This window comes from Streptomyces sp. NPDC053427 (assembly GCF_044544985.1).
Lineage (GTDB): Bacteria > Actinomycetota > Actinomycetes > Streptomycetales > Streptomycetaceae > Streptomyces.
The window spans coordinates 1-23,194 of sequence record NZ_JBITYA010000008.1 but is presented as its reverse complement, the minus strand read 5'-3'; the positions used below and the strand labels follow the sequence as shown (position 1 = coordinate 23,194).

General features: G+C 74.5%; 20 protein-coding genes. 14 read left to right on the top strand and 6 right to left on the bottom strand.

The annotated features are described in order from the left end of the window. Positions 1-173: 173 nt before the first annotated feature. From ACIGWZ_RS22595 to ACIGWZ_RS22585, 3 genes are all read right to left on the bottom strand, one after another. Positions 174-446 carry a hypothetical protein gene (locus ACIGWZ_RS22595; protein WP_400067327.1) on the bottom strand — a complete coding sequence of 91 codons (273 nt, stop codon included), beginning with the start codon at positions 444-446 and terminating at the stop codon, positions 174-176. 150 nt (positions 447-596) lie between these two features. Continuing rightward, positions 597-2,204, bottom strand: coding sequence for an AMP-binding protein (locus tag ACIGWZ_RS22590; RefSeq protein WP_400067325.1), 1,608 nt, complete (start codon positions 2,202-2,204; stop codon positions 597-599). Positions 2,205-2,411: 207 nt separating this feature from the next. After that, a complete protein-coding gene (locus ACIGWZ_RS22585) occupies positions 2,412-3,311 on the bottom strand; it encodes a Gfo/Idh/MocA family protein (protein ID WP_400067323.1) in 900 nt (299 codons plus the stop codon). Between the two features lie 225 nt (positions 3,312-3,536). On the opposite strand from ACIGWZ_RS22585, the gene ACIGWZ_RS22580 reads away from it, so the two are divergent. The 6 genes from ACIGWZ_RS22580 (at position 3,537) to ACIGWZ_RS22555 (ending at position 10,093) form a co-directional block, all read left to right on the top strand. Continuing rightward, positions 3,537-5,015, top strand: coding sequence for a hypothetical protein (locus ACIGWZ_RS22580; protein ID WP_400067321.1), 1,479 nt, complete (start codon positions 3,537-3,539; stop codon positions 5,013-5,015). Continuing rightward, positions 5,012-6,145: an ARPP-2 domain-containing protein gene (locus ACIGWZ_RS22575; RefSeq protein ID WP_400067320.1), complete on the top strand. Its 1,134-nt coding sequence runs from the start codon at positions 5,012-5,014 to the stop codon at positions 6,143-6,145. Before ACIGWZ_RS22580 ends, ACIGWZ_RS22575 begins: the two co-directional genes overlap by 4 nt. Before the next feature lie 182 nt (positions 6,146-6,327). Further along, positions 6,328-7,350 (top strand): glutamine synthetase, encoded by a 1,023-nt coding sequence (gene glnII, locus ACIGWZ_RS22570; protein ID WP_400067318.1) that lies wholly within the window; start codon positions 6,328-6,330, stop codon positions 7,348-7,350. Between the two features lie 133 nt (positions 7,351-7,483). Then, positions 7,484-8,389, top strand: coding sequence for a DUF6891 domain-containing protein (locus ACIGWZ_RS22565; RefSeq protein ID WP_400067316.1), 906 nt, complete (start codon positions 7,484-7,486; stop codon positions 8,387-8,389). Position 8,390: 1 nt separating this feature from the next. Then, positions 8,391-9,113: a rhomboid-like protein gene (locus ACIGWZ_RS22560; protein ID WP_400067314.1), complete on the top strand. Its 723-nt coding sequence runs from the start codon at positions 8,391-8,393 to the stop codon at positions 9,111-9,113. Between the two features lie 314 nt (positions 9,114-9,427). Beyond that, positions 9,428-10,093 (top strand): winged helix-turn-helix domain-containing protein, encoded by a 666-nt coding sequence (locus tag ACIGWZ_RS22555; RefSeq protein ID WP_400067312.1) that lies wholly within the window; start codon positions 9,428-9,430, stop codon positions 10,091-10,093. 21 nt (positions 10,094-10,114) lie between these two features. On the opposite strand, the gene ACIGWZ_RS22550 is transcribed toward ACIGWZ_RS22555, so the two are convergent. Genes ACIGWZ_RS22550 through ACIGWZ_RS22540 form a run of 3 tightly spaced genes read right to left on the bottom strand, consistent with a single transcriptional unit; the run spans position 10,115 to position 12,487 of the window. Then, on the bottom strand, positions 10,115-10,774 hold the full coding sequence (locus ACIGWZ_RS22550) for a DedA family protein (protein WP_400067311.1): 660 nt from the start codon (positions 10,772-10,774) through the stop codon (positions 10,115-10,117). Next, positions 10,767-11,678, bottom strand: coding sequence for a lysophospholipid acyltransferase family protein (locus tag ACIGWZ_RS22545; RefSeq protein ID WP_400067309.1), 912 nt, complete (start codon positions 11,676-11,678; stop codon positions 10,767-10,769). Before ACIGWZ_RS22545 ends, ACIGWZ_RS22550 begins: the two co-directional genes overlap by 8 nt. Continuing rightward, the gene (locus ACIGWZ_RS22540; protein ID WP_400067307.1) at positions 11,675-12,487 is read right to left on the bottom strand and encodes a GNAT family N-acyltransferase; all 813 of its coding nucleotides are present in this window, start codon (positions 12,485-12,487) and stop codon (positions 11,675-11,677) included. The genes ACIGWZ_RS22545 and ACIGWZ_RS22540 overlap by 4 nt, the downstream gene beginning before the upstream one ends. A 132-nt stretch (positions 12,488-12,619) precedes the next feature. Between ACIGWZ_RS22540 and ACIGWZ_RS22535 the strand changes: the two genes are divergently transcribed. The 8 genes from ACIGWZ_RS22535 (at position 12,620) to ACIGWZ_RS22500 (ending at position 22,997) form a co-directional block, all read left to right on the top strand. Continuing rightward, entirely contained in the window at positions 12,620-13,921 is a 1,302-nt protein-coding gene (locus ACIGWZ_RS22535; protein WP_400067305.1) for a sensor histidine kinase, read from the top strand. Further along, positions 13,912-14,559 carry a response regulator gene (locus ACIGWZ_RS22530; protein WP_400067303.1) on the top strand — a complete coding sequence of 216 codons (648 nt, stop codon included), beginning with the start codon at positions 13,912-13,914 and terminating at the stop codon, positions 14,557-14,559. Before ACIGWZ_RS22535 ends, ACIGWZ_RS22530 begins: the two co-directional genes overlap by 10 nt. 60 nt (positions 14,560-14,619) lie before the next feature. Beyond that, entirely contained in the window at positions 14,620-17,760 is a 3,141-nt protein-coding gene (locus tag ACIGWZ_RS22525; protein WP_400067301.1) for an alpha-N-acetylglucosaminidase, read from the top strand. Positions 17,761-17,842: 82 nt separating this feature from the next. Beyond that, positions 17,843-18,073 (top strand): DUF397 domain-containing protein, encoded by a 231-nt coding sequence (locus tag ACIGWZ_RS22520; protein ID WP_400067299.1) that lies wholly within the window; start codon positions 17,843-17,845, stop codon positions 18,071-18,073. Between the two features lie 76 nt (positions 18,074-18,149). Next, a complete protein-coding gene (locus ACIGWZ_RS22515; RefSeq protein WP_400067297.1) occupies positions 18,150-20,111 on the top strand; it encodes a hypothetical protein in 1,962 nt (653 codons plus the stop codon). Positions 20,112-20,191: 80 nt separating this feature from the next. Next, positions 20,192-21,106 (top strand): metal-dependent hydrolase, encoded by a 915-nt coding sequence (locus ACIGWZ_RS22510; RefSeq protein ID WP_400067295.1) that lies wholly within the window; start codon positions 20,192-20,194, stop codon positions 21,104-21,106. A 2-nt stretch (positions 21,107-21,108) separates the two neighbouring features. Continuing rightward, on the top strand, positions 21,109-22,218 hold the full coding sequence (locus ACIGWZ_RS22505) for a PDR/VanB family oxidoreductase (RefSeq protein WP_400067293.1): 1,110 nt from the start codon (positions 21,109-21,111) through the stop codon (positions 22,216-22,218). 71 nt (positions 22,219-22,289) lie between these two features. After that, positions 22,290-22,997: a TetR/AcrR family transcriptional regulator gene (locus ACIGWZ_RS22500; RefSeq protein WP_400067291.1), complete on the top strand. Its 708-nt coding sequence runs from the start codon at positions 22,290-22,292 to the stop codon at positions 22,995-22,997. Positions 22,998-23,194 lie beyond the last annotated feature (197 nt).

The following is a 23,194-nucleotide window of genomic DNA, read 5'->3' as shown; positions in this document are numbered from 1 at the left end:
CGGCCCCCGCCCCCCCCCCCCCCGCCCCGCCCCCCCCCCCCCCCCCCCCGCCGCCCCCCCGCCCCCCCCCCCCCCCCCCCCCCCCCCCCCCCCCCCCCCCCCCCGGGTATGTCGCCCCGCCCCCCCCGCCCGCCCACCGCGCCGTCGGCGGGTGTCGTCGTCAGCGGTTGTCGTCAGCAGTTGTCGTAGATCAGGGCCCGGACCAGGCGGCAGGTCGTGTCGGACGGCGCGTGCACGCCGATGGCGGCCGCGGTGCTGCGGATCCGGCGGTTGTGGGCCTGCTCGGGGCGGTAGACGCCGGTGTCGAGCAGGGCTATGGCCAGGCGCATGGCCTTCAGGCGGCGGTTGTGGGATTCGTACCGTTCGCGCGGCCATCCGGCCGGCAGCGGCCTCTTGGGCAGCGGGTGGCTCGGGAGAGGCTTCGTCATGAGTGCGGCAGCGGCCATCGGCGACCTCCTGGAGTGCTGGGTGAACCCTCACTGACTGGTTCCCATTCTACCGGCCACCACTGACAAAAGCCCCTGGCCAGAGGGGATTTGACCCCTCTGGCCAGTACTCCGGACGGCTCCTCGGCCGGCCTCCCGGACCGGCCCGGATCAGGCCGTCGCGGACGTCGCCCGCAGGAGGGGTTTGTCGGGTTTGCCGGCGGCGGTGAGGGGGATCGCGTCGACGACATGGACGGCAACGGGGGCGTAGAGCGCGCCCTTGTGCTCGGTGACGAAGGCACGGAGCACATCGGGGTCCACGACGTGGTCCGGCGCGGGCACGACCGCGGCGTGCACCTCCTCCGCCTCGTCGGCCGTCCGCACCCCGTAGACGGCGCAGTGGGCGACCGCCGGGTGGGTGTGCAGCAGGTCCTCGACCTCCGCCGGGTGGACATGGCCGCCCACGACGATGATCACGTCCTTGACCCGGTCGACGAGGTAGAGCCGGCCGTCGTCGTCCAGGATGCCGACGTCGCCGGTGTGCAGCCAGCCGTCGCCGGGCAGCACCTGCGTGGTCAGCTCGGGCTGCTTCCAGTAGCCGGTCGTCACCCCGGCGGAGCGCACATGGACCTCCCCCCGCTCCCCCGTCGGCAGGTCCCGCCCGTCCGCGTCGCGGATGGCCAGTTCCACGCCGGGCATCGCGCGGCCGACGGTGATCCGGCCACCGGGGCCGGTCGAGGTGTGGTCCGCCGGCAGGGCCACGGTGATCGACATCGCCTCGGACATGCCGTAGATCCCGTACAACACCGGGCCGAAGGCCTCCACCGCCTGCATGATCCGGGAGGGGGAGGCCATGCAGCCGCCGTAGGTGATCCTGGCGAGCGAGCCGAGGTCGGTGGTGGGGAGGGTGGGGTCGTCCAGGAGGCGGTAGAGGAGCGGGGGCAGCAGCCAGAGGTCGGTGATGCGCTCGCGGGCGACGGCGGCGAGCACGGCGGTGGGGTCGAAGGCGCGGTGCAGTACGACCGTGCCGCCGGACGCGAGCGCGACGTCGGAGAAGACGCCCGCCAGGTGGGCGAGTGAGGTGCAGGCGAGGAAGCGGGGCCGCGCCTCGTCGGCCGTCGGCAGCTGCTGGGCGATCATCCTGGCGTACGGAGCGTTCGCCATCCGGACGCCCTTGGGGACACCGGTCGTTCCGCCGGTGTGGCGGATGCACCAGTCGTCCTCGGACCGGGCGGCGCAGGTGATCTCCGGGGTGGCGGGGAGGGCCGCGCCGGCGGCCAGGAGGTCGGGGCCCGGGGCGGCGGCGTCCGCGGCGGCGCCCGCCACGGGTGCGGGCATCGGGCCGAGGGTCATGACCTCGGGGGGCGGTCCTTGGAGATGGCCGAGCAACGCCCGTGCGGTGGCGTGCAGTTCGGGGTCGACCAGGAGCAGGACGGTCTCCGCGCTCTCCACGATCCGGGCCAGGATCTCGGGGGCCATGCCGACGTAGAGGAACACCACGCGGGCGCCGAGGAGGTTGGCGGCGTAACGGGCGGCGAGCACCTCGGGGCGGTTGCCGCTGAGCAGGGTGACGGTGTCGGCCCGGCCGATGCCCCGTTCGGCGAGTACCGCCGCCATGCGGTGCACGGTGGCATATAAGGCGCCGGCGGTGAGCTCCGTACCGTCCGCCGAGGTCACCGCGGGGCGGGCGGGGTCCCGGGCCAGGGCGGCCAGGAGGAGGTCCACGTAGCAGTCGGGGGCGGCGGTGTCGGTGCGGCCGGGCTCGGTGGCGTGCGTCATCGGGTGGCGTTCCTCGGGTCGGTGGGGCGGGCGGCCGCCGGTCGCCCGGCGATCGCCCGTTGTCCCCTGACGGTAGGGCGGTTCGGTCCCGCTTTCCACGACCTGGATTTCATGTGGATATGCCCGGTGAGGCATGAGCGGAAGGGCGCGCCGGGCCGTTCTCCGGCCCCCTGTCCGACGGCGCGGTGCGCACCGGATGTCCGCCGCTCATCCCAACGCCTCCTCCGCCGCCGCCAGGATCTCGGTCACCCGTACCCCGAAGCGGATGTCGCACGGGTGCGGCCGGCCCGTGCGGGCGGCCTCCAGCAGGGCGTCGACGGCCCGGTGGAAGGCCGGTTCCGGGCCGGCCTGGCGGCGCGGCAGGGTGGTGGTGCCGGCGGTGCCGCGGAGGGTGACCTCGACGCCGGACGCGGGCCGGGGAGCGGACAGGCCGAGGGTCGCCGAGCTGGCCGCACCGCCGGTGTGCCGGAGCGTCAACAGCACGGTGTCGGCCGGGCCGCGGGCGGCGGTGACGGTCTCCGCGTCGCCCAGGACGGGGAGCAGTACGGACAAAGCATGCGGGCCGACGTCCCACAGGGCGCCCTTTTCGCGGCGCCAGGGCGAGTCCGCGTACGGACTGTCGCTGTCGTCGGCGAAGACCGAGCCGAGCCAGTCGGCGTGCGCCGTGAACCAGCCGCCGGCCGCCGCCTGCTCGGCGATCCACGCGCCCTCGCGCTCCCCGAAGCGGGCGGTGAAGAAGACGACCGAGGCGGAGCCCGCGCGCTCGGCGGCGTCGGCCACGGCGCGGGCCCCGGCGACCGTGGTGGCGACCGGCTTGTCCAGGAGGAGGTGGCAGCCGGCCTCGGCGGCCCGGACCGCCAGCGGGGCCTGGACGGACGGCGGGAGGGCGAGGGAGACGGCGTCGCAGTCGGCGAACAGCTCGTCGGGGGTGGCGTATGCGCGGGTGCCGTGGGCCTGCGCCAGCTCGGCGGCGGCCGCGGGTCTGCGCCCCCAGATGCCGCTGAGGACGGCGCCGGGGTGGGCGGCGAGCACGGGGGCGTGCACGCGCCGCGCCCATGGGCCGGTGCCGAGGAGTCCGATGCGCAGAGCCGGTGCCGGAGTGGTCATGGAACCAGTCTCTCGCGCGCCACTGACAACGGCCGGCGGGCCCGCCCTCCCCGTGCCCGTCGGCCCCGGGCCCGTAATCCCCGTGCCCGCCCCGCACCGCGGATGTTACGTTTCCGGCGCCGGCCGCGGGACTCCGGTGCGACTTCCGGACCTGCTCTGCTAAGCAACGATTCGCTGTTCGCGCCCCCATTCCCCGGCCGGCTCCACGCTACGGGGGAGGACGGAATGGCGACCCGCGCCGAGCCGGCGACGACGCATGCGGATCTGGTGGCGGCCGAGGACGTGCTGCTGTTCGTGAATGCCGCGATCACCTCCACCGGGCAGCGCGAATTCCACTCCGGCGAGGACGCGCAGCACATGTCGCTGGGCTTTCTCCACGAGTACGTCAGGGTCAACTACCGTCCGCTGTACGCCGCTTCGCTCGCCCTGGACATCAACGACCACAACGCGGCGCTGATCGTGCGGCAGCTCCTGGAGACGGCGGGCGAGGCCGGCCCCGAGGAGCGGCGGGTGGAGGGCCGGCTGATCGCCGCCCGGCTGGCGCGGCTGCCGGCGCCGCGCGTGTACCGGCTGTTCCGCGCGCTGCGCGCCGCCAAGGTGAACAACCGCCGCACCCGCGCGATCATGCGCGACTGGCTCGCCGCGCGCCCCGACCCGGCCCTGGACGCCGTGAAGTACCGCGCCGGCCTCAAGTGCGCGGCGCGGCACGCCCATCTGCCCCTGGGCGGCACCGGGGTCGCCGACGGCGAGCTGGGCGATTTCCTCTTCGCGCCGGGCCGCCGCAAGCACTTCACCGCTCCGCTGCTGGACGCCTGGCGGCGGGCGCACTACGAGCAAGGCGCCCTGTACGAGCTGCCGTTCACCGTCGCGGAGGGCTTCGCGGCGAAGCGCGGCATCGACCGCCGCACCTTCCTGGAGCGCATCGCGCCCCGGATGACGCGGCTGGAGCGGCTGCGCCTTCAGGAGTCGGCCCGTACGCACCGCGCGGACGTGGGCGCGGACCTGACCGGAATGCCGCTGACCCGGCTCGCCGGTTATGTCCTCGCGCTGTCCCTCGACGACCGGGTGGCGCGCCGGGCGGAGCTGACCGGTGCGCTGCGGGCCGCGGCGCGGCGTACGGCGGGTGCGCAGGCCGGGACGTGGGGCCGGGTGGCCGCCGTCCTGGACGACAGCTTCTCCGCCTCCGGGTCGCGGCAGAAGCGGCAGCGTCCGCTGGCGGTCGCGCTGGCCTGCCACTTCCTGCTGGAGGCGCTGGCCGGGACCTATCTGCCCTTGTGGACCTCGGGGCGGCGGGACGCGCTGCTGGCCTATCCGTACGGGCCGACGCCGCTCGGTATGCGGCTGCTGGACGCGCTGGAGTCCGCGCCGGAGCGGCTGGTGATCGTCTCGGACGGGTGGGACAACGCGCCCCCGGGGCTGGCCGGTGAGGTGCTGCGCGCGTGGCGGACCTCGTTGGATCCGGCGGGCCGGACGGCGGTCGTCCATCTCAACCCGGTGTACGACGCGGATGACTTCGACGTACGGCGGCTGTCGGCCTCGGTGCCGACGGCGGGGGTGCGCAACGCCGAGGATCTGCCGGCGCTGGTGCAGCTGGCGCGGTTCGCGGAGGGCCGTACGGGGGTGGCGGAGCTGCGCGCGCATATGGACGACCGGGTGCGGCAGTACCTGGGTGAGGCGACGGGCCGGGAGGAGGACACGGTATGAGCAGGCTGGATCTGGACGGGCTGAGCACCGGCCCGGCGCAGGTGTGGGGTGCCGTCCGGCTGGTCCCGCTGCTGCGCGCGGAGCCGATCACCGATCTGCGGCTGCACCGCGAGGTCTACGACGGGGGCGTGGCAACGGTGGCGGCCGACCGGCGCACGTCGTACACCTCGTACATTCCGCACGGTTTCGTGGCGAACTGGACGGGCGACGGCACTCCCGCCGCCGCGTACGGCTCGCAGTTCGGCGACCGGAGCGACCCGGTGGACTGTGCGCCGCTGCATCTGCCGCGCAAGCTGGTCCAGCGGCAGCCGAAGTCGCGGGCGGCGGGCGGCGGCCCGGTGGGGCTGCGCTTCCTGCCGCTCCATCTGGCGCTCGACGGCTATCTGGCGCTGCATTTCGGCGGCCCGTCCATCGTGTGGGAGGAGTGGACGCGGCGCGCGGTGCGCGACGGGCTGTCGCCGCGTGCGGAGACGGCATACCGGGGCGGACAGGTGCGCGGGCTCGGCGATGCGCTGCGGATCTTCGAGATCCATCCGGGACAGTGCGGGGTGATGGTGTACGTCGCCGATGCCCTGGCGGCCGCCTTCGTGGTGCCGCATCCGGACGACTACCGGGCGCTGCACCCCTCGCTGGTGCACGACCTGTACGGGGAGCTGATGTACCAGTACGGCCGGTACGGCCCCAGGTCGGTGCCGGACTTCACCGTACGGATCGACCCGGAGTACATCGCCTCGGTGGCGGATCTGCGCGCGGCGGCGGCGCGGCGGCAGCGGGAGTGGGCGGAGCAGCATCACGACCTGATGGCGGGCGATCTGCTGGATGAGTCGTACGCCGTCCGCCAGGTGTACCGGATGGGGCGGTTCCGGCTGTCCCGTTTCCGTCCGCCGTTCGCGTTGCAGCGTGCCCAGCACATCGGCGAGATGATCACCGACGGGAAGGGCCGGGTCGCCTACCTCAAGACGTTCCGGCTCTCCGACAAGCAGGTCCGGCGCGGGTACGTACTGGACCGGCTCGACGCGCACGAGTGGCACCTCGGCCGGACCGCGGCGGCGATGGGAATCGGCGTCGAGGAACTGGCGCGGCGGATCCGCCATCTGGGGTTCGAGGACCTACTGAAGGATGATGTGTAGGCCTGGCAGCGCGTTCGGTCACACAAAGACAGGCAATACGGGGCAATCGACGACGGAATCGAAGGATGTCCGTTTGGGTAACCTGTGGTTCACATACGAGCAACGGACGGGAAACGGCCGCTTGCGAGAGTGCAGGAGTACGCCCGCACGCGTACCCGCACCTACCCGTATATGAGGACCCCGTGACCATCAAGGCCGAGTACATCTGGATCGACGGCACGCAGCCGACCGCCAAGCTCCGCTCCAAGACCAAGATCCTTACGGACGGGAGCAAGCTGCCCCGGTGGGGCTTCGACGGGTCCAGCACCAACCAGGCCGAAGGCCACTCCTCGGACCTCGTCCTGGAGCCGGTGTTCAGCTGCCCTGACCCGATCCGCGGCGGCGACCACCTCCTCGTCCTGTGCGAGGTCCTCCACACCGACCTCACGCCGCACGCCTCCAACACCCGCGCCCTGCTGCGCCCGGTGGCGGAGAAGTTCGCGGCGCAGGAGCCGATCTTCGGCATCGAGCAGGAATACACCTTCCTCAAGGGCGACCGCCCGCTCGGCTTCCCCGAGGGCGGCGGCTACCCGGCTCCGCAGGCCGACTACTACTGCGGCGTGGGCGCCGACGCGATCTTCGGCCGGGAGATCGTCGAGAAGCACCTCGACCTGTGCCTGGCCGCCGGGCTCGGCCTGTCCGGCATCAACGCCGAGGTCATGCCCGGCCAGTGGGAGTTCCAGGTCGGCGCACTGCCGCCGCTGGAGGTCTCGGACCACATGTGGGTGGCGCGCTGGCTGCTGCACCGCGTGGCGGAGGAGTTCGGCGTCACCGCGTCGCTCGACGCCAAGCCGGCCAAGGGTGACTGGAACGGCGCCGGTGCGCACTGCAACTTCTCCACCCGGGCGATGCGTGAGGGCTACGACGCGATCATCACCGCCTGCGAGGCGCTGGGCCAGGACGGCAAGCCGCTGGAGCACGTGCGCCAGTACGGCACCGGCATCGAGGACCGGCTGACCGGCGCCCACGAGACCGCCCCGTGGGACCAGTACTCCTACGGTGCCTCGGACCGCGGCGCCTCGGTGCGCATCCCGTGGCAGGTCGAGGTCGAGAAGAAGGGCTACATCGAGGACCGTCGGCCGAACGCCAACGTCGACCCCTATGTGGTCACCCGCCTGATGGTGGACACCTGCTGCGCGGAGCTGCAGAGGCGCGAGCAGGTCTGAGACCGGTAACACACCGTCGAAGAACGCGAGTCGGGGCCGGGCCGGTGTGGTCCGGCCCCTTCGCCTGCCCGGCGGCGGGCCGTACGGCGGCCCGTCCGGGCCGGTTGTCAGTGGCGGGTGGCACGCTGTAGGCATGCTTGAGATCACCGTCAAGGCCGAGACCGGGCCGGACCTTTCACGCCCCACCGAGGCCGAGCTCTCCGCCCTGCTGCGGCGGATCGGCGGCGAGGGCGACCAGTTCGCTGTCGTCCTGCGGATCCCCGACGAGCCCGAGGAGTTCGTCCAGACCCTGAGGGAGGGCGACGGTCCGTTCGCGGTGGAGTACCGCGACGGCGGACCGGACCGGCACTTCCGCGCGGAGAGCGCCGATGCCGAGCAGGTCATCGCGCTGATGGTCGACTGGGCGCGCGGCGGGGAGAGCTGGCGTACGGCGCTGGAGTGGGCACCTGCGGACCTGTATGCGACGCCCGGACTGGACCCCAAGACGCGCGAGAGGGCCGAGGAGCAGGCCCGTGCGCTGATACGGACCGGCTTCTGGGACTTCCATCGAACGGCGCAGGGCGTCTGCGACATCTTCGGCCCCGACGACACCCCGGTCTCGTTGGACGAAGCCCGCCGGATCGTCGCGGGCCCGTGGCAGGAGCGGCTCGCCGAGCAGGCCGCATGGCCCGAGGTGACCGATGCGGACCGGGTGGCGGGGGTGTTCGCGGCGCTGGAGCGGCAGGGGCTGACGGCGCGGATGAACTTCACCTGCTGCAGCGGCTGCGGAGTGGCCGAGATCGGCGCCGAGCGCGCCGAGGGCGACCACGGCTTCGTCTTCTTCCACTACCAGGACACCGAAACGCTCGCGGACGGCGGCGGCCTCTCGGTCCGCTACGGCGCCTACGCGGATTCCGGGCGGGAGCGGGCGGAGGTCGGGCGGACGGTGGTGGCCGCGCTGTCCGAGGCGGGCCTGCCGACGGAGTGGGACGGCAATCCGGACAAGGTCATCACCGTCGACCCGCTGGACTGGCGCAAGCGGCTGCCGACGGGAGACTGAAGTGGCGAGCGTCCGCAGGCGGTCGGCCCTTCCCTGGGCGGCGCCGCTGTACGTCGGTGCCGTCCAGCTCGGCGCGTACGCCACCGCGCGGCTGCCCCGGGAGCGACGGACGGAGGTGCTGCGCGCGCACTCCACCAATGTCGCCAATCTGCGGGCCGGGCGATGGCACACGCTCGTCACCAGCGCGGCGCTGGTCGAAAAGCCGCTGCCGGCGGCCTACGGCGCCGCGCTGCTCGCCACGCTCGGTACGGCCGAGGCCCGTTGGGGCACGGGGCGTGCGGCCGGGGTGTTCGCGGCCGGGCACATCGGGGCGAGCCTGCTCGTGTACGCGGGCCTGCGCGGCCGGGGGCACGGCGCCGTGAAGGGCGAGGGGGACGATCCGTCCGGGATCGACGATCCGTCCGACGGGACCGCGCGGGCCGTCGACGTCGGCGCGAGCTACGGCTTCCAGGCCACGCTCGGCGCCCTCGCCGCCGCCGTCCCGCACCGCGGCGCGCGGACGGCGGCGACGGCCGGGCTGCTGGCGCTGGGCATACGTCCCGTGCTGCGCCGGGAGCGGACGTTCACCGACGCCGGCCATCTGGCGGCGCTGGCGCTCGGGGTGGCGATGGGCACGGGGATACGGGCGGTGGGGATACGGACCGCCGGGACACGGGCGGTGGGGATGCCGAGGACCGGGGTCCGGACGGCCGCGAGACGGGCCGTCGGGGGACGGACGGCGTGACGCGGGCGGGCGGCGCCGTCTCCGGCGCCGTCCGCGATACGGACAGGGCCGTGACGTCGGTCAACTCCGTTCCCCATCCAGTCGACCGTCTGGTTCAATAGGGCCATGGCCAGCCTTCCTCACACCGCGACGGGTCGCAGCGACCTCGAGCCTTTCTGGCCGTCCCGGCAGGCGCACGCTTTCGACCGTCTGTGTTGCCGCGCGCACTGAGCGCGGGCCCGCACATGCCTCACCGACGCCGCTGACCGGCGTCCCCAGCCCTGCCCGCGCGCACGACGTCCCCGACGCCTCCCTGCGCGAAAGAGCTGATCCCGATGACGAACGTCCGTACCCTTCCTGCCACTTCCGCGACGGCCCCCCTGTCCGCCCAGACCACCGCGCCGCACCGGCACCGCCTGCGCGCGGTGGCGCCCGACGAACCCCTCCCGTCATCCACCGCCCCGGGTGGCCTCCGGCCGGGGGGACCCCCGGCGCGCCCCGGCATCCAGTCGGTCGCCGAGCTGTTGGACGCCGGCGCGACCTGGCTTCCGGCGCCCCAGGCCAGCCTGCCCGTCCTGCCCGGCCAGCCGCCGATGGTCGGCTACCTCGTCCTCGTCCCCGCCGAACACGCCCCCCCAACCGCCCGGAACAGCCAGGTCCCCGCCCCGCGGCCCGCAGCCGAGCCGACCGCGACGGCCACCTCCTGGACGGGCGACGCGATCGTCCGGATCGACCCCGAGCGGCGCACCGCACAGGTCCACGGCCGGCCGCTGGACCTGACCTACCTCGAGTTCGAGCTGCTGGCCCACCTGGTGGCGCATCCGCACCGGGTGCACACCCGCGACCAGCTGGTGACCACCGTGTGGGGCTACGGCCATGTCGGCGACGGCCGCACCGTCGATGTCCATGTCGCCCGGCTCCGCCGCAAGTTGGGCGCCGAGCACCGGTCGTCGATCGTGACGGTCCGCCGGGTCGGCTACAAGTACGTGCCCGGCGTGTAGGGATGCCACGACGGGGCGGGGTCAGACCCCGTCCCGTACGCCCCGGCACGGGCCTCCCGGCCCGGCCGCACCGCCCCGGCGGTGCAGATACGCCACACACCCCGCCACCACCAGCCCCGCGCCCGACGCCATCAGCAGGCCCTTGACCGGGGAGTCGGTGAGCGCGGCGCCGCCGAGCCCGCCGAGTGCCGTGCTGAACACCGCCCACAGGGCGGCGCCCACCGCGTCCAGAAGGACGAAGCGGCGCAGCGGAAAGCGGACGCTGCCGGTGGACAGCGCGGCGACCACCCGCCCGCCGGGCAGGAAGCGTCCGGCGATGACGAGCGTGGCGGCGTGGCGTTCGACCGTCGTACGGGCCCGGATGCGGCCGGTCCGGCGCGTCCGGCGGCGGCCGGGTGCGCCGCGGAGCAGCCAGGCGGTGGCGCGGGGCCCGGCGTAGCGGCCGACGGCGTAGCCGAGGCAGTCGCCCGCCAGCGCGCCGGCCGCCGCGACGGCGGCCAGCAGCGCGAGCAGCGCCGGATGCGGTCCGATCAGCACGGCGACCAGCACGACCGTGGTCTCGCTCGGCATGAACGGCAGCAGCGCGTCGAGACCGGACACCAGCAGGACGACGAGCCACAGCCAGGGCGAGTCCAGCATGCCCCGGAGCGACTCGGTGAGCTGGTCCAGCTGGTCAAACATGCTGGTGGGCCGCGGGTTCGGGAGCCGGTCGCGGGGCGGGCACCTCGGGGAGCCCGGACGGCCGCCGCCCGCCCAGTACGGCGCGCTCCGCCAGCGCGGCCAGCTCCCGCCGGTCGCGCCCCTCCCCCGTCAGCGCCGGATGCGCCGTGACCCGTACGGCCAGCGCGCGGGCCGCCAGGACCCGCCGCAGCGAGGCGACGAACGTGTCCTCGCCGCAGAACGCGGCCACCGTGCCGGGCCGGCCGCCCTGGGTGTAGTCGATCGTCACCGGGCGGACCGGGGCACCCGCGTCGAGGGCGGCCTGGAAGGTGGCCCGGCGGAAGGAACCCTGGTCGGCGGTGCACCAGGTGGTGGCCTGCGGGAAGACGGCGACCGAGCGCCCGGAGGCGAGGAGGCCGGTCAATTCGCCGACGGTGTCGGGGAGTCGGCGGGGGTCGGAGCGGTCGATGAAGTACGTACCGGCCCGGCGGGCGAGGCCGCCGACGACGGGCCAGCCGCCGACCTCGCGCTTGGCGAGCAGGGTGACCGGTTCGACGGCGAGCAGGGCGGGGATGTCGAGCCAGGAGATGTGGTTGACGACGATGAGGGTGCCGGGGCCGCCGGCGGGCACGGTGAAGCCGTCCGCCGCGCCCTCCCTGCGGATGCCGAGCGCCGCGATCAGCGCTCGGGCGTGGGCGGTCAGCCGTACCGGATCGGCCATCCGCCCGCCGTCCGTCAGCGCGCGCCGCACCGCGTGCGCGAACGCGGCGCCCCGCCGCGCGGTGTGGGTCAGCGGGGCCTTCGGCAGGCCGTGCGTGGCGCAGTCGGGGGTGCAGTCGGACCACACGTCCCAGGGGCCGGTCGGCGCGCGTCCGGTCCTCGCTTCCCGGGTCGCCGCTCGCCCGGTCGGCGCGCCCCCGTTCACTGCTCCCCCAGGAAGAAGCGGCGGTAGCGGTCGCCGAGGCGCTCCATGTCCAGGACGACGAAGAAGTCGGCGACGTCGAACTCGGGGTCGTGGGCGGGGGCGCCGCAGATGACGGCGCCGATGCGCAGATAGCCGCGGAGCAGCGGCGGGAGCTGGGCGGCGCTGGGGCGTTCGGGGGTGGGGACGGTGGTGCGCCAGGGGCGGTGCGGGGTGACCTGGAGCCCGGAGGGTGCGGCGTACCGTGTGCGGCCCAGCTCCTGGGCGTGGGCGGCGGCGGTGCCCCCGTCGGCGAGCGGGACGGAGGCGCAGCCGGCGAGATAGCGGTGACCGGAGAGCAGGGTGTAGCGGGCGAGGGCCGCCCACATCTGGTTGATCACCGCGCCGCCCCGGTGGTCGGGGTGGACGCAGGAGCGGCCCGCTTCGATGAGCGAGGGGCGCAGCGCGTCCAGGGCGCCGAGGTCGAACTCGCCGTCGGAGTACAGCCGGTCGCTGCGGCCGGGCGGCAGCAGCCGGTAGGTGCCGACCACGTCGCCGGTCGCGGTGTGGGTGACGACGAGGTGGTCGGCGAGGTCGTCGACGGCGTCGATGTCGTGACCGGCCAGCGGGGAGTGCAGGGTGGCGCCCATCTCCTCGCCGAAGACCCGGTGGCGCAGGCGTTGCGCGGCGCGGATCTGCTCCTGGGTGTCGGCGATCACGGCGGTGTAGCCGGGTGCGGCGGCCGGGTCGGTGACGGGAGCGGCGGTCGGGGTGGGAGAGACGGGGGTGGCGGGTGTGGGGATGGCGGCGGACGCGGTCGATGCCGTGCGCATGGGAGCCCTCCTTGGGTGGTGGTGTGTGCACCACCGAAAAGGTGGTGCTTACCCCAATGACCTGGCCTTCTCTACGCGGCAAACTGTTCCCGTGCCCGACGGCCGGGCGCGTGAAGCCCAGGGAGCGTACGGATGAGGGTCCGCAGAACACTGGTCGCCGCGGCCCGGGGGCTGGGGCTCGCCCTGGTCGCCGAGGTCGGGTCGATCGTGCTGTTCGTGCTCACCGTGGTGTCCATGGCGCTGATGGTGATCGGGATAGGGGTGCTGACCACTCCGGTCGTGGTGGCGCTGGCCCGGTCGTTCGCCCGGTGGCGCCGGGTGTGGGGGCAGCAGGTCGCGGGGCTGCGCATACCCGCGGCGTACCGCCCCTTTCCGCCGGGGCTGAGCCACGGCCCGGTCGGCCAGGCGCGGCGCTGCGCGGTGCTGCTGCGGGACCCGGCGACATGGCGCGAGCTGCTGTGGCTGCCGGTGGATGCGACGGCGGGGTTCGCGCTGGCGCTGCTGCCGCCGTCGTTGGTCGCGTACGGCGCGGCGTTCGTCCTGCTGCCCCTCTTCCAGTGGGTGACGGGGCTGGGGACCCAGGCGCTCGGGTTCGGTCCGCTGACCACCGACCACCCGGTGGTGCTGCTCGCGGCGCCGCCGCTCGGCATCGCCCTCCTGGCGCTCGCCGCCTACGGGAGCCCGGCGCTGCTGCGGGCCCACTTCCGGCTGGCCGAGGTGTTCCTGACGCCGCCCCGGGCCGACCTGGCGGCGCGGGTGGCGCGGCTGGCCGAGACCCGGCAGGACGCGGTGGACGCCTCGGCGGCCGAGCTGCGGCGGATCGAGCGCGATCTGCACGACGGGGCGCAGGCCCGGCTGGTGGCGATGGGTATGAGCCTGGGCGCGATCGAGGCGCTGGTGGAGAAGGACCCGGCGCGGGCCAAGGAGATGCTGGGCCGGGCCCGTCGGTCGTCGGCCGAGGCGCTGACCGAGCTGCGGGATCTGGTGCGCGGCATCCATCCGCCGGTGCTGGCCGAGCGCGGCCTGGGCGATGCCGTACGGGCGCTGGCGCTGCGGATGGAGCTGCCGGTCGAGGTGACGGTGGCGCTGGAGCGGCGGGTCGCGGCGCCGGTGGAGTCGGCCGCGTACTTCGCCGTCAGCGAGGTGCTGACCAATGCCGTCAAGCACTCGGGCGCGGACCGCATAGGGGTGGACATCGGGCATTCCGGGGGGCGGCTGCGCCTCGCGGTCATCGACAACGGACGGGGCGGCGCCGTGCCGGGTCCGGTCGACGGTACGTCACACGGCTCCGGGCTGCGCGGGATCGAACGCCGGCTCGGTACCTTCGACGGCGTCCTCGCCGTCAGCTCCCCGGCCGGCGGCCCCACCCTGGTGACGATGGAGATTCCGTGCGAGATGCCGGGCGAGATACCGAGCGGGACCCCGTGCGCGTAGTGCTGGCCGAAGACCTCTTCCTGCTGCGCGACGGGCTGACCCGGATGCTGGAGGCATACGGCTTCGAGATCGCCGCGGCGGTGGAGAGCGGACCCGAGCTGACCCGGGCGCTGGCGGAGCGGGAGCCGGATGTGGCGATCGTCGATGTCCGGCTGCCGCCCTCGTTCACGGACGAGGGGCTCCAGTGCGCGCTGGCGGCCCGGCGGGCCCGGCCCGGTCTGCCCGTGCTGGTGCTCTCGCAGCATGTGGAGCAGCTCTACGCCCGCGAGCTGCTGGCCGACGGCAGCGGCGCAGTGGGCTATCTGCTCAAGGACCGGGTCTTCGACGCCGAGCAGTTCATCGACGCGGTACGCCGGGTGGCGGGCGGCGGCACGGCGATGGATCCGCAGGTCATCGCGCAGCTGCTGGCGCGGCGTTCGCGGGACCGGCCGATGGGGCGGCTGACGCCGCGCGAGGTGGAGGTGATGGAGCTGATGGCGCAGGGCCGGTCCAACGCCGCCATCGCGGGTCGGCTGGTCATCACGGAGCGGGCGGTCGCCAAGCACACCTCCAACATCTTCGGGAAGCTGGATCTGCCCCCGTCGGACGACGACAACCGGCGCGTGCTGGCCGTCCTGGCCTACTTGGACCGCGGCTGACCGACCGTTAGCGTGCCCCACGCACGGGTCCGTTGATACTGCCGAGCAGTGGGGGCACACGTGAGCCAACCGTCACGACGCGCGCTGTTGGGAACCGCCGGAGCGATCGGCGCGGGGGCGGCGCTCGGTGCCGCGGCGCCCGCGAAGGCCGCCGAACCCTCCGTACCCCGGCCGGAGCGGCCGGCCGCGGACGGCACCGCCGCGGCACGGGCGGCGCTGGAGCGGCTGCTGCCCGACCATGCCGACCAGTTCCGGCTCGTACGGCTCGCCGCGGACGGCGGGGCCGCCGACCGCTTCCGGGTCGACGGCAGCGAGGGCCGGATCACGGTCGCCGGGACCAGCCCCGCCACGCTCCTGACCGGCGTCCACTGGTACCTCAAATACACCTGCCGCGCCCACCTCTCCTGGGCCGGCGACCAGCTCGACCTGCCCGCCCGGCTGCCCTCCCCCGCCGCGCCGCTCGAACGCGCCACCGCTCTGCCGCACCGCTTCGCGCTCAACGACACCCACGACGGCTACACCGCCCCGTACGCCACCTGGGCGCGCTGGGAGCGGCTGATCGACGTCCTCGCACTGCACGGCGTCAACGAGGTGCTGGTCACCCCCGGCACCGAAGCGGTCTACCACCGCGTGCTGACCGCCTTCGGCTACTCCGACGCCGAGGCCCGTAGCTGGCTCCCGGCGCCCTCCCACCAGCCCTGGTGGCTGCTGCAGAACATGAGCGCCTACGGCGGCCCCACCAGCCCCGAACTGATCGCCCAGCGCGCCGAGTTGGGCCGCCGGATCACCGACCGGCTGCGCGCCCTGGGCATGCACCCGGTCCTGCCCGGCTACTTCGGCACCGTCCCGGACGGCTTCGCCGCCCGCAACCCCGGGGCCAGGACCGTCCCCCAGGGCACCTGGTCCGGCCTGAAGCGCCCCGACTGGCTCGACCCGCGCACCGACGCCTTCGCCGAGGTCGCCGCCGCCTTCTACCGCCACCAGCACCACCTCCTCGGCCCCGCGGGCCACTTCAAGATGGATCTGCTGCACGAGGGCGGCGACCCCGGCGACGTACCGGTCCCGGAGGCGGCCCGCGCCGTGGAGAAGGCGCTGCGCACCGCCCGCCCCGGCGCCACTTGGGTCATCCTCGGCTGGCAGGAGAATCCGCGGCGCGACCTGCTGGACGCCGTCGACCACGACCGGATGCTGATCGTGGACGGCCTCAGCGACCTCGACAAGGTCACCGACCGGGAGCGGGACTGGGGCGGGGTGCCGTACGCCTTCGGCTCCATCCCCAACTTCGGCGGCCGGACCACGATCGGCGCCAAGACCCATATGTGGGCGAAGCGCTTCACCGTCTGGCGGGACAAGGAGGGCAGCCGGCTCGCCGGCACGGCCTATATGCCGGAGGCCGCCGAGCGCGATCCCGCCGCCTTCGAGCTGTTCGGCGAACTGGCCTGGCGCGAGCGCCCGGTGGACCGCACCGCGTGGTTCGAGCGGTACGCCGACCTGCGCTACGGCGCCCGCGACGACCACGCCCGGGCGGCCTTCGCCGCGCTCGCCACCAGCGCATACGCGATCGACAGCAAGGACGGCCGCCCGCACGACTCGGTCTTCGCGGCCCGCCCGGACCTCGCCGCCCGCTCCGGCACGGTCTACGCCACCCACACCCCGGCCTTCGACCCGGCCGCCTTCGACGTCGCCTTCGCCGAACTGCTCAAGGTCCGCCCCGGGCTGCGCGGCAGCGACGCCTACCGCCACGATCTGACCGACGCCGCCCGGCAGGCCCTGGCCAACCGTTCCTGGCAGCTGATCGGGCAGCTCCAGGACGCCTACCGGCGCAAGGACCGGCCGACGTTCCGGGCGCTGGCGCGGCTGTGGCTGGAGCTGATGCGGCACAGCGAGGAGGTCACCGGCGCGCACCGGCACTTCCTGCTCGGGCCGTGGCTGGCCGACGCCAGGGCGATGGCGTCCGGCGACGCGGAGCGGGCCCGGCTGGAGCACAGCGCCCGCGCCCTGATCACCACCTGGGCGGACCGGGCCACCGCGGACGGCGGCGCGCTCGCCAATTACGCCAACCGCGACTGGCACGGCCTGATCGGCGACGTCCATCTCCCCCAGTGGCGGGCGTACCTGGACGAACTGGAGGACGCGCTGGCGTCGGACCGGCCACCGAAGTCCTTCGACTGGTACGCGATGGAGGAGCCCTGGACCCACCGGCGCAACGCCTACCCGCTGCGCCCCACCGCCGACCCCCACCGCACCGCGCGCCGGGTCCACGACCTCCTCGCCGCGGCCCCCTACCAGGGCACCGTCACCCTCACCGCCGAGCCGCAGGCGATGCCGCCGGGCGGCCGTGCCACCGTCACCGCAGCCCTGCGCAACGTCAACGGCCTGCGCGCCACCGGCCGGGCCGACTTCGCGCTCACCGGCCTCGAGGCCACCGCCGACGGCCCCCTCTCGCTGCCCTCCGTCCCGCCCGGCGGCACCGGGCGGGCACGGTGGCGGGTGGCCGCACCGGCCGGACCGCCGGCCGGTCCGCTGCACCCGCTGCCCTACGGCCTGACGGTCGAGTACGGCCCCCAGGGCGAGCCCCGGGTCCGCGCGGCCCGCCACGGCACCCTCTTCGTGGCCGGTCCACTGGACGACAATCTCGAGACCGTCACCACCAATGCGGCGATTTTCGGCCAGCTGGACGGCCGCTTCGCGATCGACGGCGCGGGGGCCGACCTGTGGAAGGGCACGGCCGAGTTCGGCGCCGTCTACCGGGCGGGCGCGCTCCGGGCGGGCGGAGCGGTGACGGCGGAGGTGACCCGTCAGGACGACACCACCGGCCCCTGGGCCCGCGCGGGCATCATCGTCCGCAACGACCTCACCCGGCCCTCCTCCCCCGGCTTCCTGAACCTCTCCGTGACGCCGGCCAACGGGGTCGTCCTCTCCTACGACGCCACCGGCGACGGCACCCTGGACACCTACCGGCGGCTCACCGGGATCGGCGCCCCGGTCCGCCTCCGCCTGACCCGCGGGCAGGACCACGGGAGCGCGGGCACCTACACCGGCGCGTGCTCCACCGACGACGGCCGGACCTGGCGCGAGATCGCCACCGTCGCCGTCCCCGGGGCCGCCGCCGCACAGGACACCGGCCTGCACCAGTGCGCCGCCAACTCCGCCACCGGGCACCGCGGAACGGCCGAATTCCGCCGCTGGCAGATGTCCTGACCGGCCGCCTGCGCTCCACTGGAAGGGGCCGTCGGCCACCCCGTACGCTGGCCGGATCTGATCACGAGCGAGGGGAATCGGTATGGGCACCGCTGCGGACAAGGAGTGGCTCTACGGCCTCGACATCTCGGGCGCCGTCTGGCAGCGCCCGCCCGGTAACGACGCCGAGGAGGCGGTGGAGATCGCGTTCCTGGAGCGCGGCGCGGTGGCGATGCGCAATTCCACCGAACCCGATGTGGTTCTGCGCTACACCGAGGCGGAGTGGCGGGCCTTTGTGCTGGGTGCGCGGGACGGCGAGTTCGACCTGCGGTAGCGCCGTCCGGGTCACCCATGGGGGCGAGCGGGCGGCCCCCGGGTGACCATCACAGGATTCACTCGTTCCACTGAACGTGGAGCAGCAGCAGGCGACATCCCCGCGTCCGGACCGTACCTCCGCCGACGGCTTCGCCGACGTCGGCGAGGTCATCGACGTCGAACAGGCCGAGGCGGCGCTGGTCGAGCACTACTCCAGGCTGGTGCGGCTGGCGTATCTCGTCCTGCCGCCCGGCAGCGGCCGCGGCCGGCGGGTGCTGACCGCCCACGCCGTGGTGCAGCGCGCCCTGCCGCGCCAGCGCACCGCCACCCGCGACGCCGGTCTGCCCGCCCAGCGCGCCGGCGACGACACGGCCGCCGATCCCGGTTACGCCTTCCTCCGGCAGCGCGTGCTCAAGGCCGCGCTCGCCACCGGCCGCACCTGGTGGCGCCGGGCCCCGCTGCTCCCCCAGGTGTGGGGACTGCGCCTCTTCCCGCGCTCCGGCGGCGCCGACGAACTCGCCCTGGACCAGGCGCTGTCGGCGCTGTCCGGACCCGGCCGAGCCGCGTTCGTGCTGCGTGACCTGGAGGGACTCACGGCCGACGGGACCGCCCGGGCTCTGGAGGCCGCCGGGGTGGCCGACGCGCAGGAGGCGCTGGACGAGGCCGAGGAGGCGGCGGTCCCGGCGGGCAGCCGGGACCGGTCGCTGCTGGAGTCGGTGGAGTTCGACCCGTGCGCCCTTCAGGCCCGGCCGACGGATCTGATCCGCCGACGGCAGCACGCCCGGGCGGCGCTGGCGGCGGGCGCGGCGGTGGTGGTGTGCGGGGCACTGCTGGGGCTGCCGGGCGAGGGCTGGGGCCCGGACGGCGCCGCCGCTCCCCCGTACGCGCAGAACGCGGCGGCCGAAGCGGCCCTGGATCCCGGAGAGTTGACGGCGGCGTCCGCGGACGCCTGGCAGGGCGCGGCGCGCCAGGACTTCTCGGCGTGGCCCGCCCGCGGCGGCCGGACCGGCGACAAGGCGCTGCTGCGCCGGGCGCTGGCGGTGTGGGCCAGGCCCGGGGCCGGGGTGCAGGTCTCGGCCACGCCGGGTACCCCGGCAGGCCCCGCGGCCGGGCCCCCGCAGCTGCTGTTCGCGGGCGTCGTCGACCACTCCGTCGTCGTGCTCTTCCATGACGGCCTGCGGGTGGTGCGCTACGCCGAGGCGGCGGACGGCGAGGGCCGGGAGGCCGGCCGGGGCGCGGCGCTCGACTTCGCCCGCACGGACGGCGCGGAGGCGGCTTCGGCGGGCGCCTTGGTGGTGGGCCGTACGGAGGGCAACGTCCGCTATCTGACGGCCCCCTGGGTGAACTCCGTCCGACTGGTCGACCTGCTCGCGCCGGAGGCCGCGGGGCAGAAGCTGGGCGTGGACGCGAGCGGCGTGAGCGACCCCGTACCGTCCCCCCGCCCCGACCGGAGCTGTACGACCTGGCCCGCGCTGCGCATGGGCGGCCGTCTGCTGACCGACCTCGGCGAGCTGGCCCCGGCCCGGCTGACGTACGGCAGCCCGCGCAAACCGGGCGAGGCGACCTCCCCGCAGGCCCGGACGGCATGGGCGCGCGGCGGCTGCGCGCTGGCGGCGGTGCGCGGGCAGGGCGTACGGAGCGTGAATTCCTGGGAGTTCGCGCGGCAGCCGCTGCCCGGGGGCGCGGGCAGCGCGGCGTGGGTCTGCACCAGGGCGGAGACCTGGCGGGGGGCGGGCAGCCGGACGCTGGCGCAGTTCCAGGCCCCCGCGCCGAACGGCCGGCCGTACGCGCGCGGAACGGTGGCGGCGAGCGTCGAGGGCGGTACGGCCTGCGGGCCGCGGGCGCCGCGGGCGCTGGCCGGGGTCCTGTGGAAGGCGACCGGCGGCCAGTGGTGGCTGCTGGCCGCGGGCAGCGAGAAGGTCACGTCCGTCACGGCCACCGGCGGGGTGCAGGGCCGGGCCGCCGGGCACCTGATGGCGGTGCAGACGCAGGCCGGCGCCCAGGCGCGGCTGACGGGGCGGACGGCGGACGGCGGGAAGGTCGAGGCGCTGCGCTGAGGTCGCCGGCCGCGGCTCCCCGGCCGGAAAGGTGCGTGCGAGGGGTATCGACATTCCTTACCCGCCAGTACATTGACGCCATGTCTAATACGGCCTCGCTGCGGCCCCAGCCGGTCGCGTCCGAGCACATCCCGCTGAAGGCCCGCAACGTCGCCTTCGACTGGGCGGACACCCCCCTGCACTGGATACCCGGCGACCCCGCCAGCACCCACACCATCAACGTCCTGCATCTGCTGCTGCCGGCCGGCGAGCGCTGGTTCGTCCACGTCTACAAGCAGGTGCTGCCGTACATCCGCGATCCTCGGTTGCGCGACGACGTGATCGGGTTCATCGGCCAGGAGGCGATGCACTCCCAGGCGCACGACGACGTCCTGCCGCACCTCAGGTCGCAGGGGCTGGACCCCACCCCGTACACCGCGCAGGTCGACTGGCTCTTCGAGAAGCTGCTGGGCGACCGGACGCTGCCGCCGGGCCGGGCCCGGAAGTGGTGGCTGCTGGAACGGGTCGCCACCATCGCCGCGATCGAGCACTACACCGCCTTCCTGGGCGACTGGGTGCTCAACGCCGACGCGCTGGACGCCAAGGGCGCCGATCCGACGATGCTCGATCTGCTGCGCTGGCACGGCGCCGAGGAGGTCGAGCACCGGTCCGTGGCCTTCGACCTCTTCGTCCACCTCGACGGCGGCTATCGGCGGCGGGTGCGGACCTGGGCAACCGCATTCACCGCGCTGGTGTTTCTCTGGCAGAGAGGCACCCGCTTCTTCATGGAGAACGACCCCACCCTGATCGACGGAAAGGCGAGCTTCCGGGAGTTCTTCCGCGCCGGCCGGCAGGGCACGCTGCCGACCGCCGGGGCGATGGCCCGCTCCATCCCCCAGTACCTCAGCCGGACCTACCACCCTTCCCAGCACGGCAGCACCGCGCAGGCCGTCGCCTATCTCGCCGGATCCCCCGCCGCGACCGCGGCCGGTTCCGCTACGACCGGAGGTGCCTGAGAATGCCCCGCACACCCCGGACACCGCGTATCCGCACCGTCGTCGTGGTGGCCGCGGCGGCCCTGGTGGCCCGCCGGGCGCTGCGCCGACGCATCAAGGCGTCCCCGCTGTGGCCGATGCCGGCGCTCACGGACCCCCTGTCGGGAAGGGGGCGCAAGCCTTCCGGGACGCCGCGCCACCTGCTGGTCGTGGAGCGTACGGACGAGGCCGAGGGGGTCGTACGGCTGCGCCTGGAGGGTGACGACCTGCCGGGCTGGGAGCCCGGGGCGCATATCGACCTGGTGCTGCCGTCGGGGACGGTGCGCCAGTACTCGCTGTGCGGGGAGCCGGAGACACCCGGCTCGTACACCATCGCCACCCGGCTCATCGTGGACGGCCGGGGCGGCTCGCGCGAGGTGCACGAGCAGCTGCACGAGGGCACGGCCGTCGAGGTCCGCGGCCCGCGCAACCGCTTCCGCCTGGACGAGTGCCACGCCTATGTCTTCATCGCGGGCGGCATCGGCATCACCCCGATCCTGCCGATGGTGCGGCGGGCGGAACGGGAGGGGGTGCCGTGGCGGCTGCTGTACGGCGGGCGGTCGCGGGCCTCGATGCCGTTCCTGGAGGAGATCGAGAAGCTGGCGGGGGCCGGGGCGGGCCGGGTGACCGTGGTCGCCGAGGACGAGGACGGCCGGCCGGACCTGGCCGCCCTGCTCGCCGACGCGCCCCCGCACGCCGCCGTCTACTGCTGCGGCCCCGAACCCCTGATGGACGCGGTGGCCGCCCTGCTGCCCGACGCGCCCGAGGGACTGACCCTGCACACCGAACGGTTCGCCCCCGCCGCCCCCGCGCCGGGCGCGGAGAACGCCCCGTTCGAGGTGGAACTGCGCCGTACCGGCCGCACGGTCACCGTGCCCGCCGGCACCAGCGTGCTGCGCGCCCTCCGCGACCAGGCGCTGCCGGACCTGCCGTACAGCTGCGAGCAGGGCTTCTGCGGCACCTGCCAACAGCGGGTGCTGGCGGGTGAGGTGGAGCACCGCGACGCGCTGCTGACGGACGCCGAGCGCGACGATTCGCTGCTGATCTGCGTGTCGCGGGCGCGGGAGGGCGGGCGCCTCGTCCTCGATCTCTAACCTCGACGGCTGACACCGGCTTGTCACGGCCGTGATTCCGTGGCGCGCCCCCGGTCGTTAGGGTGGTCCGCATGACGACCGGGGCGCGCCGCAGAATGGGCGTCGAGGAGCGGCGCGAGCAGCTCATCGGCGTCGCACTCGACCTCTTCAGCCATCGTTCTCCCGAGGACGTGTCGATCGACGAGATCGCCGAGGCGGCCGGGATATCGCGGCCGCTCGTCTACCACTACTTCCCCGGCAAACAGCAGCTGTACGAGGCCGCGCTGCGGCGCGCGGCCGAGGAGCTGTCGGCCCGGTTCATGGAACCGCACGAGGGCCCGCTCGGCGCCCGCCTCCTGCGCGTGATGGAGCGCTTCTTCGACTTCGTGGACGAGCACGGCCCCGGCTTCTCCGCGCTGATGCGGGGCGGTCCGGCGACCGGTTCGCAGAGCCGCACCGGGGCGCTGATCGACGGCGTACGGCAGGCCGCGTACGACCAGATCCTCGCCCATCTCGGCATCCCCGACCCGCCGCCGCGGCTGGCGCTGGTGGTCCGCTCGTGGATCTCGCTCGCCGAGACCACCGCCCTGCTGTGGCTGGACGGACGGCGCATCCCGCGCGAGGAGCTGGAGCGGCAACTGGTGCACGATTTCGCGGCGCTGGCGGCGGTGAGCGCGGCGTACGACGAGCGCATGGCGGAGATCGTCCGCCACATACTGGCGGACGAGCCGGACAACGGCATGTTCGCGGACCTGGTGGCACGGCTGGTGAGGCTTCCCGTGCCGGTTCGCTGCGCTTAGCTTGGCCCCACGTTGTCGGCCGTCCCGCCGTGGTGGTGTCTCTCCGTTGCGCCTGCGGCGGGCCCGTTCGCTGCGCTTTGCCTGGGCCGGTGTTTCGGGCTTTCTCGCCGTGGCGCCTGCGGCGGGCTGGTTGCCGCTGCGCGGGGCTGTTCGGCAGCGGCACCGGGCCTACACGGCTCCGCCGCTACGACCCGGCA